Source organism: Clostridia bacterium (assembly GCA_017394805.1).
GTDB lineage: Bacteria > Bacillota > Clostridia > Christensenellales > CAG-1252 > RUG14300.
This window is the reverse complement of the sequence record JAFPXC010000012.1, coordinates 53,967-66,018: the sequence shown is the minus strand read 5'-3', so window position 1 is coordinate 66,018 and position 12,052 is coordinate 53,967. Positions and strand designations below refer to the sequence as shown.

At 58.0% G+C, this 12,052-nt stretch carries 7 protein-coding genes; 4 read left to right on the top strand and 3 right to left on the bottom strand.

Features of this window, described 5'->3' with window-relative positions:
• Positions 1-527: 527 nt before the first annotated feature.
• On the bottom strand, positions 528-1,706 hold the full coding sequence (locus II896_03080; GenBank protein ID MBQ4443630.1) for an aminotransferase class I/II-fold pyridoxal phosphate-dependent enzyme: 1,179 nt from the start codon (positions 1,704-1,706) through the stop codon (positions 528-530).
• 79 nt (positions 1,707-1,785) lie between these two features.
• Complete coding sequence (locus II896_03075) at positions 1,786-2,277, bottom strand: Lrp/AsnC family transcriptional regulator (protein ID MBQ4443629.1); 492 nt, start codon at positions 2,275-2,277, stop codon at positions 1,786-1,788.
• A 335-nt stretch (positions 2,278-2,612) separates the two neighbouring features.
• On the opposite strand from II896_03075, the gene II896_03070 reads away from it, so the two are divergent.
• The gene (locus tag II896_03070) at positions 2,613-3,341 is read left to right on the top strand and encodes an NAD-dependent protein deacylase (GenBank protein MBQ4443628.1); all 729 of its coding nucleotides are present in this window, start codon (positions 2,613-2,615) and stop codon (positions 3,339-3,341) included.
• Positions 3,342-3,393: 52 nt separating this feature from the next.
• Here II896_03070 and II896_03065 read toward each other — a convergent pair whose 3' ends face one another.
• Entirely contained in the window at positions 3,394-3,546 is a 153-nt protein-coding gene (locus II896_03065) for a hypothetical protein (GenBank protein ID MBQ4443627.1), read from the bottom strand.
• Between the two features lie 169 nt (positions 3,547-3,715).
• Between II896_03065 and II896_03060 the strand changes: the two genes are divergently transcribed.
• From II896_03060 to II896_03050, 3 genes are read left to right on the top strand one after another with little or no spacing between them, the layout of a single operon-like run.
• The gene (locus tag II896_03060) at positions 3,716-6,961 is read left to right on the top strand and encodes a hypothetical protein (protein MBQ4443626.1); all 3,246 of its coding nucleotides are present in this window, start codon (positions 3,716-3,718) and stop codon (positions 6,959-6,961) included.
• Positions 6,962-6,995: 34 nt separating this feature from the next.
• Positions 6,996-10,352, top strand: coding sequence for a hypothetical protein (locus II896_03055; protein MBQ4443625.1), 3,357 nt, complete (start codon positions 6,996-6,998; stop codon positions 10,350-10,352).
• Entirely contained in the window at positions 10,330-11,988 is a 1,659-nt protein-coding gene (locus II896_03050) for an AMP-binding protein (GenBank protein MBQ4443624.1), read from the top strand. The genes II896_03055 and II896_03050 overlap by 23 nt, the downstream gene beginning before the upstream one ends.
• Positions 11,989-12,052 lie beyond the last annotated feature (64 nt).

Sequence of the window (12,052 nt, the reverse complement as noted above, 5' to 3'; positions counted from 1 at the left end):
TCTGACATCAATAATTGTCCATATCCCGACGAATGTCGGATTTCACCCGCTCGTGGTTCGAGCGGATTTCTCCCAAGGCCATGCCTTGGATTTCGCCGTCGCTTCGCGCCTCGCGCTGAAGCGAAAAACCGTGCATAAACGCGTAAAAATCGCAAAAAAATGCCCAAAAACGCTCGAAAACCGTGTAAAACCCCTTGATTTTTTAACGGTATTTTGCATATACAATGTATAAAATTCAATTTATGCAATGAATATACAAAAAAATAGAGGGGCGTCGTCCCTCTCTTTTTTCGTCCGTCGTCCGCGCTCACGTCCTTATGGGCGTGCCGCTCGATTTGTCATTTCGCTTTTCGTTTCGCTCGTTTTCGCTCTCTTTGGGTGAGCCATTCTATTGCCTATTGGCTAAACACGGCGCGCCTTTGCGAGCGGTAAGCAGTCCCCGTTTCTTGCCGTCGGGTAGGGGATTTGTCGTGCCGTCCGATTTGTTTTTTCGTCGGTTTTTCGGTTCGATTTTTTTCGCGGCTAAACTAAACGCGGTGCGCCTCTACAAAGAGTTTCAGTCGTCTTAGAGCCTCTCGTATCTGCTCCATCGAATAAGCATAGCTTATTCGCACGTTGTTCACGCCGCAACTGCCGAACGCCGAGCCGGGGATCACCGCCAGGCTTTGTTCTTTGAGTAAGGTCTCCACGAAGGTCTCCGCGTCCATACCCGTTACGGACACGTTGGGGAAGGCGTAGAACGCGCCTTTCGGCTCGAAACAGGTCAGCCCCATGGCGTTCAGTCCGGCCACGAGGTACTTTCTCCTTACGTCGTACTCCTTGCGCATCCGTTCCACCGAGGCGAAGTCGTCCTCGAGGCCCGATTGCAGGGCTTCCAAACCCGCGTACTGCGAGGCGGTCGGCGCGCACATCAGGCTGTATTGGTGTATCTTCAGCATCACGTCCCGTAGGGGCTTCGGCGCGCACAGATAGCCCAGCCGCCACCCCGTCATGGCAAAGGATTTACTAAAGCCGTTCAAAAGGATGGTCCTCTCCCACATATCGGGCAAGGTCGCTATGCTGCAATGTTTCCCCCCGTAGGTCAATTCGGCGTAAATCTCATCCGATATGACTAATAAGTCATATCGTTTCGCCGTTTCGGCCACTTCTTCGAGGTCTTCTTCGGTCATTATGCCCCCCGTCGGGTTGTTGGGGAAGGGTAGCACCAAGGCCTTGGTTTTGTCCGTTATGGCCGCTTCGAGGGCGGCTTTGGTCAACTTGAACAAGTCTTCCTCTTTGCAGTCCACGGGCACGGCCTTGCCCCCTGCCAAGCGCACCAAGGGGCTGTACGCCACGAAGCTCGGCTCGGGCACCAGCACCTCGTCGTCGGGGTTGACGATGGCGCGTAGGGCGAGGTCTATGCCTTCGCTCGCACCCACCGTCACGATGATCTCGTCTTGGGTGTACGGTAGGTCGAATCGCGCGGCCATATACTTGGCGATGGCTTCGCGCAACTTGGGTAGTCCTGCGTTGGACGTGTAGTGCGTGCGCCCCTCGTTTATCGAGCGCACACCCGCCGCCGCCACGTCGTAGGGCGTATCGAAGTCGGGCTCGCCCACACCCAAAGAAATGGCGTTGGGCATACTCGACAGCACGTCGAAATACTTTCTGATACCGCTCGGTTTGATGTCGAGGGCTATGTCGTTGAGGTATTTCCGATAATCCATTATTTGTCTATCCGACCAAATTCCATATACATAGTATATGGACTATCCAAAAACGCGGGCTGTCCCGCCGAAACGCCGCCTATTCGGTAAAGGGCAGACGGTTTTCTTTCTTGCCGTCCACCAAGTTGACGCCCATCACTTTGTAGCACTTCAAAATGAAGTGCGTGGTCGTCGAGATCACGTTGTCCATCACGGCCAACTTCTCGTGTACGAAGTTGCTCACCTCGTGCAGATTATTGCCCTTGACGGTCACGGCGAGGTCGTACGAGCCGCTCATGAGGTACAGGTCTTTCACCTGCGGATAGGCGGCGATCTGTTGCGCCAGGCTGTCGTAGCCTTGCGTGCGTTGGGGCGTCACCTTCAGTTCTATCCAGGCTTCCACTTCGCCGCTGTCCGAGTTTTGGTCGTCCAACACCACCGAGTAGGTCACGAGGGCGCCTTTTTGCGTGAGTATATCCATCTCGCGTTGCACTTCCTCTGCGGTCTTCCCCAAAGTGGTTGCGATCATATCGACCGACAAGCGGCCGTTTTGTTTGATGAGGTCGAGAATGCTTCGTTGCAATTCGTTCATAACGCGCTCCTTACCGAAATATCGTAGCCTTATTATATCAAAATCAAAGAGTGTATTGCAAGCCCTTGGCGCATTTCTCGCGAATTTTCGCTTTTTGGGGTGCAAAACAACGGTTTGTATGGTACAATATAGCAAGAAATCGCGGTTTTTACGGTACGACAACGCAAGAAACGTTGGTACGACTAAGTAAAAAACACCGGTACAACTAAGCAAAAAACGCCGGTGCGACAGCGTATGAAACCGCAAGGAACCGCGGTTTGTATGGTACAATATAGCAAGAAATCGCCGTTTTTAGGTACAATAGGGCGAGAAACCGCAAAAATCGGGAGGTAACTATGGATAATGCGAAATTGAACGAACTCAAATCCCTCGTCAAAAAAGCGCGCAAGATCGTGTTCTTCGGCGGTGCGGGCGTATCGACCGAGAGCGGCATTCCCGACTTCCGTTCGCAGGACGGCTTGTACCGTCAGCAGTACAAATATCCGCCCGAGACCATCATCTCCCACAGTTTCCTTTTGACGCACCCCGACGAGTTCTATCGCTTCTACCGCGCCAAGATGCTGCCCCAAAACGTCCAACCGAACGTGACGCACAAGGTGGTCGCCCGATGGGAAGAAGAGGGCAAATTGCTCGCCTGCATCACCCAAAATATCGACGACTTGCACGAGAAGGCGGGCACCAAGCGGCTGTATAAATTGCACGGCAGCACCGCGCGCAACTATTGTATGCGTTGCCATCGGGAGTACGACGTTTCGTATATATTGGAAACGGACGGCGTGCCCTATTGCTCGTGCGGGGGCATGATACGCCCCGACGTGGTCTTGTACGAGGAGAGTTTGGACGACGCGGTGGTGGACGGCGCCATCCGCGCCATCGAGGAAGCGGACTTGCTGTTGGTATGCGGTACGTCCCTGGTGGTCTATCCCGCGGCGGGCTTTTTGCAATACTACCAAGGGGACAGTTTGGTGCTCGTTAATCGCACGTCCACCCCGTACGACGGCTACGCGCGGCTCGTATTGCACGAATCGTTGGGCGACGTCTTCTCCGCGTTGGCAGAGGAGTAGCGCGCGGCACGCGTTCTCCGTTTCCATTTGAAAAATTGTAATTACTATGTAATTACAAATATTTGTTTTCACGCACAATTTCACGCACAATTTCACGCACAATTTCACGCACAATTTCACGCACAATTTCACGCACAATTTCACATCGTTTTTCACTTTGTTTTGCCCATTGCTTGCCCATATTTTTGTACTTTGTTTTGCCCATTGCTTCGGTGCCGATCGCGGTTCGTTTTGTTGACGAAGGGACTTATTCGGTGGCGGTGGGAAGGATTGGTATCATTTATTTTCGCGTACCCCCTTGCGCGGAAGATAATTGTGTGATATGCTATACTCAGCGTAGTGTTGCGCGTCGGCGCACGCGCTTGTGGGAGTGTATGAAAAAGTTTTCCGCGATTGCCATAGTTCTACTGACCGTCGTCCTGTCGGTCGTGCTTGCCGCGTGCAAGCCCGTCGCTTTGTCCGCGCCCTCGGGGCTTGCGTACGAGGACGGCGTTTTGTCGTGGGAAGCGGTCGAAGGAGCCGAGGAATATATCGTGGAAGTGGACGGCGCCGAGGTCGCGCGAGTCAAGTCCAATCACTACGCCTACGCCGCCAAAGGGCAGGCCACTTTCCGCGTGGCGGCCGTGGGCAACGCGAAACGGTACCTCGATTCGGAGTTTTGCGAGCCCCTCGTCTACAAACCCGTGGTGGATAATCGCGCCACCCTTACCACGCCCACCGTCATCGAAGTCAACGGCGAGGGCATACTTCGCTGGAGTTACGTGGTCAACGCCACGGGATATCGCATCTATCTCAACGGCAACGTCGTCGCTACGGTGGGACAAGAGACGCAATACGCGCTGTCCATCGCCGATACGGGGGCGTTCACCGTGCAGGTGCAGGCCGTGGGCGGGGCGCAATACCACGACAGCGCCCGCTCCGCCACCTATCGGGTAGAGGCTTCGGGGGGCAAAATCAAAGCGCCCGCCTTGTCCGCGCCCGATATCGCCTTCGACATTGCCACGCACCGCGTCACTTGGCCGATGGTCTCGCACGCCCTTGCCTACGACGTCTATCAAAACGGCGTGAGGGTGGGTCGAATCGCCGCCGACAACGCTTCTTCGCGCGAGGTGAGCGGCTCTTCCTACCGCTATTTTTATTCCCCCTATATCAACGTGCGCAATACCCGCCTATCGGTCGTCGCCATCGCGGACGGCGAAGTCTATGCGGATAGCCCTTCTTCCAACGTATTGGCGTTTCCCCTCATCGCCTCGGGCGTTCCGTCGGGATTGACCGAAACGGTGGCGGACGGTACGATATATCTCACCTGGGACAAGGTGGAGAATTGTTCGGGCTACAAGGTCAAAGTGGAGTCGGGCGATACCGTGATCTCCACGCATTCCACCTCGCAGAACCGCATTGCGTTGAGTCTTCCCGACGGCACCTATCAAGTGAGCGTGGCGGGGGACGGCGACGGGTATCTCTTCAACCCCACCGACTATTCGGCGCAGTACGAAATCACCTTTGCGGGCGGCAAACCCACGCCGCTGACGATGTCGGCGCCCCAAAACCCCTATTTGTACAAGAAAGTCGTGCGCTTTACCCAGAGCCTGCACGCGGCGTCCTACCAAGTGCTGGTGGATACGCCCTACGACGACTTGCAGGGCGCGTATACCTTTGATATCACCGTAGGTGATACGGCGGACGGCGAGGGCGCCGAGTTCGAGATTCCCGTCTATCTGCACGATACCGTGCTGACTATCTATCTGCGCGCCATCGGCGAATCGGGCTACGGCGTCAGCCTGTGGTCTACGGGCGTATGCTACTATCCCGTCAACGAGGAAGAGGATCTCGACGAGTACCTCGAAAAACTCAAAGAGCAAGAGGAAGAAGGGCAAGGCGGCGAAGAAGGCGGCGCATCGGGCGAACAAGAGGGCGAAGTGCAACCCGACGAGGAGGGCGGCGAGGGCGAATCCCCCGCGCCCGTGGTCTATCCCAACTACTCGGTGGTGGCCATTCCCGTGGGGTTCGGCTTTGCGCAGGGCGCGCTGTCTTGGAACGAGATAGCGGGCGCTTACGGATACGAGTTGGTCGTGGACGGCAATCCCGTCGTCTTGCACGAAAATACCTATGCGCTCGATGCGAGCGTGCCGCATATATGCAAAATACGCACCTTGGCCGAAGGGCAGGACGTGCTGGACTCCCCCTATACGGCGGAGTTGTACGTGGAGAGCCTACGGCTCTCGGCGCCTGCCGACGTGCGCGTAAAGGGCACTACGCTGTCTTGGTCGTCTGTGTCGGGCGCGGCGGCGTATCTTATACAAATCAACGGTGGGGAGACGGTCAGACTGTCTTCCGCCACGTTGGACTTATCCAAGCAACTGACATACGACGGGGCGTATACCCTTAGGGTGATGGCGACGAGCGCCTACCCCTACTATCGGGACAGCCTGTACAGCGAGACGGTCTCGTTCGTCGTGGACTACGAGGAGAGCGGCACCGAACACAAGCCCTACCTGTTGTCCGAGGCGGCGGACCTCGCCTTGCTCGACGAGCATCCTACCGCGTATTTCGCCTTGGTCGGCAATATCGCGGTGGGCGAAACCGCGCCCTTGTTCGGCCCCAAGAACGCCTTTGCGGGCGCAATCGACGGGCGGGGCTATGCGCTGACGGATATTCGCGTGACGGGCGACGGCACGGCCAACGGTCTGTTTGGCTGTCTGTACGGTGCCGTCCTCACCAATATCACCTTCGAGTTCGCCGAGGTGACCTTGGACACCGCCGCGCCCTGCGGGGTTTTGGCGGGCGAAGCCGTGCAATGTATCTTTGACGGCGTAACGCTGACGGCCACCCTGACGGCGGACAAGGCGTTCGGCACCGTCGGCAACAGTACCGAGTGCGTCTACCGCCGTTCGCAATTCAACGTAAACTACACCCAAACGACCGCTACGCAGGCGTTGGGCGGCGTGGTCGCCAAGAGTATCGGCGACCTCTTTGACCGCGTGACCGTCTCGGGCAGTCTGTCGGGCGGCGTCTATATGGGCGCTTTGGCCGCCACCGTCGCGGACGGCACGGTCGAGCAATGTGTGATAGGTACCGCCGAGACCCCCTTTGCGTATGGGGTGAATAATGGCTACGCGGGCGCCGTGGGCAAGGGCAACCTTGCGGGGTGTACAGCCACCGTATACGCCGAGTACACCCTCGGCGGCAACTGCTACGCGGGCGCCTTTGGCGGGCAACTGACGTGCCCCGCCGTGTCGGGGCGGGCGGACGTGACCTATCGGGCCGCCGCCGACCTCGTGTATATAGGCGGCGCGGTGGGGTACAGCACGGTGGATGTGGCCGACGTGGCGGTGACGATGCGCCTCGAGGGCAACGTGCGCACGCTGTATGCGGGCGGCGTAACGGGCTACGCGCAAGGACTGTGCGTGTGCGCGGATACCACGAGCGTCGCCTTAACGGTCGACCTCGACGTGACCGACGGTCGCTATCTGGGCGGCGTGGTCGGTTTCGGCACGGGCACCTACGGTGGTGCGCCCACGGGCAATATCTCCGTCGGTGCGTCCGTCTCGGTCGGTAGGATAATGGGCACCTCGCCCACCGAGAGCGAGGAAGGCTGGGTTTTGACACCCAAAGAGTAGCGATCACCCCGATAAGCGGGGAGAGGAGATAGATATGAACGCAAAGAGCAGCAAAAGATGGATTTGGTGTTTGGCGGCATTGGCGGCCTTGGTCGTCCTTGCGACAGGGTGCTTGTGCCTCGTTTCCTTTAGGGCGGCGGCCGATCCCGAGTATGAATTGGTGTTGTACGACGGCGATACGGTATGCGCCGTGGGCAACGTGGACAATCGCTATTGCTACGCCGTCGATACCGTCAATATGGTGCGGCGCTACACGTTCACCTATCACGACGGCATCAATATCCGCTTGGGCGCTACTACCCAAACGGGAGAGAATATCGCTTGGCAACCCGCCGAGATGATGGCTACCGTCAAGCGCGACGCGGAGGGCGCGGTGGCCGATTATACGGTGTCGGGCATTATCGACGACACCATTTATACGTATAAAATACGTATAGCGGAAAAGACGCTCAACGTGGTCTGGGACGAGGACAGCATGACCTCGGAATACGGGCAACGCATTTTGCCCAAGGTGACCTTGCAAGACCCCAAGGGGTTGGAACCCAATCTTTCGGACTTGGCGGCAAACGTGACCTACGTGGTGGCCAACGATCCCAACCGCTCGGAATTTACGGCCGAATACGTCGCGGATATCGGCTGCGGTACCTATACCGTGGCCCCCGTATTCCGCACCAAAGGCAACTACAAACTTGCCGATACGACGCATACGTACGCCGTGACGCCGTATAGCGGCGCCATCGTCGTAGACTCTGCCGAGGCGTCCGTCGTGTACGACGGCTCGGTGCGCTCTTCCATCGCCTTGCTGGGCGCTTCCGTCCAAAAGGGCGGCGTAGCGGACGAGGGCTATCGCATAGAGGCGTTGTACAGCCTCGACGGCGAGAATATCGCTTCGCGTACCGACCAACTGGCGACGGCGGGGCGCTATTACGTCGCGTTTAGCTTCGTGGGCACGGCAGGGAACTACGCCAATCCGCGTTGTCCCGCCTCGGGGTGGTATCCCGTCGAAATACGAAAGGCGGACGTGGTACTGTCGCAGGTGCAAAGTCCCCTTGGTTTTGAGTACAAGAAGAATCGCACGGCGGAAAGCGCCGCCGTGGATCTCTACAATGCGCGGCGCACCTACTACGACGTCAAGGACGCGGACGGTAGGGACGTGGACTGCGCGCCCGCCGATTTCGAATTTGCCTATCGCAAGCTCGATACGGACGAATGGAGCCTTACGCCGCCCGCCGCCGTGGGCAGTTATACCGTGCGCGTGCATTATAAAGGCAACGTCAACTACAACGCCACCGAAGACGACTTGCTACTTCCTTTGGAAGTAGTCAAATGCTCGGTGGGGATATCCTGGAAAGCCTACGCCCAGCAACTGTCGTACGGCGAGCGGTTTGACCTCGGCGACGGGTACGTCGTGGATAGCGACGATTTCGCCGAATGGATAGAGGAGGGCAATACCGCCACCTATACCTTGACCTACGAATACAGCAGAGATTGCGAGCACTGGTCGCCCTACGCCTTGTCCGCCGAATTGCCCATGCCCGGGTTTTACCGTGCCATGGTCATAATGGACAGCGAATTGTATTGCGGCCAAGCCCGTCGCTATGCCGAGATAGACGTGGCGAAGGTGGCGTTGACCGCCGAGGACGTGCGATTGGATAACCTCTCGGTCACCTACGGCGAGCAAGCGGCCGCTACGCCCGTCACGGTCGGCGATAAGACCGTAGACGGCACTTGGCGCGTCGAATACAGGCAAGCGGGCGCCGTGGCGGAAGTGGGCGACGTGGGGCGTTATGACGTGCACGTCACCTTGGAAAACGACTCTATGTACGCGTGTGACCTCACCTTTGCGGGAGAGAACGGCCTGACCGTGACCAAGCGGAACGTGGCGCTCTCGGTGTGGGACTACGACGTCAACTACGGCGACGCGGCCTTTGCCGAGCGCATTACGCGGGGCGAAGAGGGCACGGCGCATTTGTGGTGGCCCGCGGGCGACGTGCTGACCGCGGATATAACGGCGTTTTTGGCCAATCTGACCCTGTCCGTGCAAAAAACGGACGGCACTTGGACGGATAGTCTGGACGCGTCGTTCGGGTGTAGCGACAGAGGATACCCACTCAAGGTGACGTCCGACAACGCCAACTACGCCGTCAACGTGGTGCGCGAGGGCAAGTTGTACGTCAATCCGCGTCCCTTGCGCGTTACGGTCACCTCTTCTTCGGGCAATTTCACCATATACGAGGGCGCTTCGCCCCGCCTGACCGTTCACGTCAACTTGGATATGGACGTGTCGGACGCCGAGTTCAATCAACTCAACGCCGCCTTTGGTCTGTCCTATAAGGACAGCGAGGGCAAAACGGTGGAGGGTACGCCGACCGAAGTGGGCGTATACACCGTAGAGTTGGTGCAAAGCCAAAGCGACGTGCTGAAGAATTACAGGGTGCAGTACGCGCCCGTCAAATTGACCATCAAGAGTCTGTCTTTGCCCACCAACGACAGCGCGTTCGAGGTGTCCGGCCGCTTCAATACGACCGAGACCTTGACCGTAGAGAAGGGCGTCAACAGCCGTTACGGCGCCGCCGTAGCCTCTTTGTCGGGCTACCACGTCGTGACGGTGTACGAGGTGTCCAATCCCGTGAGCGCAGAGTCGGGCAATATCACCTTCCGCTTGGCGGCGCCGTCCAATCTGCGCAATACCAAAGTGTTGTACGCGGAGGGCGATCAATGGGTGCAGTTGGACTTCGTGCAAGAAGGCGAGTACGTCGTCTTTACGCAACGCACGATGGCCGCGAAGTACGTGATATGCGCCCAACGCGAGATCAACTGGCTCTTGATCGGGCTCATCGCGGGCGGCGTGGTGCTGGCAGTCGTGGTGGTGGTGGTCGTCGTGGTCGTATCCAAGGCGCGCCGCAACAAGAAACTGGCCGAAGACGCGACCAAACAAGTGGCCGCGCCTACCGCCAAAGCAACGGCCAAACCCGACGAGGACGAGGAGTTGGACAGCTTTATCGAAGCGTTCGACGAGACCACGGTGGAGCGCGAATTGACGCCCGCAGAGCGCATCGCTCTGCGCGAGAAAGAGGAGAAATACCAACAATACAAACAACGCCTTGCGCGTCTGCGCACGTCCGACCGCACCTTGAAAGACACCTTGTCGGGATTGGGGTTGGACAATAACGCCAACGAGGACGAGATCATCGCCAAGATGATAGAGGCGGACGAAGCGCGCGCCAAACAGGTGGAAGAAGATCTCCGCCGCGAGGAAGAAGAAGCCAAAGCGCGGGCGGAAGAAGAGAAAAAGACCGTAATATTGGAAAGGAGTGACGAAGTGCTGGAGCAAAAGACCTTTGCCCCGACTTTGCCCGATGGGGACGATGACGACGACATTGACATTTAACGACAGCAACCCGACAGACTTCGATTGTTCGACGTACGAATATTGGCGGCGCGGTATGCGCGGCCTTGACGACCGTATCTCCTTGCAATTTATGTTCAAGTCGCTGACGCACGGCGAATTGGACCGAGCGACGAAGCGTATGGCCGCTACGCTCGCGGCCATGGGCGTGGAGAAGGGCAGCGTGGTGACCATTTGTATGCCCAATTTGCCCGTGGCGGTGGCCGCCATATACGCCATCAATTATTTGGGCGCGGTGTGCAGCGTATTGCACCCCCTTACGCCGCCCGAGTCGGTATTGCAGCAGATGGAGCGGCTCGGAAGCCGCGTATTGCTGTGCTTTGACAAATTGTTTTTGCACCAATACCCCGTGTTGACCAAAGGGGACGTGCAAATCCTCTTGTTGTCCGCAGGCGAGTATTTCGCCCGCCCCGTGGCCGCGGTCATTCAATCCGTCAACAAGGTGAGGAAGAGCGCCCTCAAAAAGGCGATAGCCGCAAGTCCTCGCGCCCAAGTGCAGGTGTACGACGCGGGCAAAGCCTTGGCGCCCGTCGCCCAAGTGAAAGGGCGGGGCGAGGACGTATGTATGTATCTGCATAGCGGCGGTACGACGGGCATACCCAAGACCATACCCATTACCAATACCATGATGAACGCGGAGGCCAACGCGGTCATTCACCTGACCGACGTGCCCGAGGTGGGCAAGACGGCGATGCTGATGGTGCTGCCCATCTTCCACGGCTTCGGCATAGGCGTGTGCCTGCACGCGATGTTGCCCTACGGCGTCCGCGTGGTGTTGCAAGCCTCGTTCGACCCCAAGAAGAGCGTGAGCATCATTCGCAAAAACAAGATCAATCTGCTGGTCGGCGTGCCCACGATGTACGAGAAAATGCTGGCTACGGGGGCGTTCGCGGGGAAGAATATCGCCACATTGCAAAACGCCTATTGCGGGGGCGACGCCATGAGCCCCGAACTCAAAACGCAGTTCGACGCGCTGTGCCGAGAGGCGGGCAGTCGATGCCGCTTGTATCAGGGCTATGGGTTGACCGAGACCGTGGCGGTGTGCTGTGCTAACTCTCCTCATATACAAGACAAGGCGGGCAGTATCGGCAAGCCCGTGGTGGGGGTGGAAATGTGCGTGATGGACGAGGACGGCCATAGGCTCGGCGCCGACCAACGCGGCGAGATATGCGTGTCGGGGCTGACGGTGATGGGCGGCTATCGCGACGCCACGCCCGAGGGGGTGCTGAGCCGTAACGAGGATAAAATCTGGCTGCATACGGGGGACTGCGGCTACCGCGACGAAGAGGGTTATTATCACTTCGTGGGGCGCAAAAAGCGTATGAGCATCATCGCCGGCGTCAACGTGTACCATCAGGAGATCGAGCAACTCGCCTACGAGGTGGCGGGCGTGGAAAAAGCCGCCGTCACCGAAAAAAGGCGTAACGGCAAGGTGTCGGTCAAGTTGTGGTTGACCGTCCACGAGGGGGACGGCGAGCGCGTGAAATCCGCCGTGGCCGACCATTTGAAGCGGCAACTGACCAAGTATTGCGTGCCGCGCGAGATAGAAGTGGTGGACGAAATGCCCGTGACGCCGATGGGCAAGGTGGATTACCGCAAGTTGGCGGAACGGGATTGAACGGGCGGGTTTGACCGAAATCGCGTAAAAAATAGTTCGTTTCGAGAAAAAAATAGTCGAAAAG

Coding starts and splice junctions, on each gene's coding strand:
- II896_03070 (MBQ4443628.1), top strand. CDS start 2,613: ATGGATAATGCGAAATTGAACGAACTCAAATCCCTCGTCAAAAAAGCG.
- II896_03065 (MBQ4443627.1), bottom strand. CDS start 3,546: ATGGGCAAAACAAAGTACAAAAATATGGGCAAGCAATGGGCAAAACAA.
- II896_03080 (MBQ4443630.1), bottom strand. CDS start 1,706: ATGGATTATCGGAAATACCTCAACGACATAGCCCTCGACATCAAACCG.
- II896_03075 (MBQ4443629.1), bottom strand. CDS start 2,277: ATGAACGAATTGCAACGAAGCATTCTCGACCTCATCAAACAAAACGGC.
- II896_03050 (MBQ4443624.1), top strand. CDS start 10,330: ATGACGACGACATTGACATTTAACGACAGCAACCCGACAGACTTCGAT.
- II896_03060 (MBQ4443626.1), top strand. CDS start 3,716: ATGAAAAAGTTTTCCGCGATTGCCATAGTTCTACTGACCGTCGTCCTG.
- II896_03055 (MBQ4443625.1), top strand. CDS start 6,996: ATGAACGCAAAGAGCAGCAAAAGATGGATTTGGTGTTTGGCGGCATTG.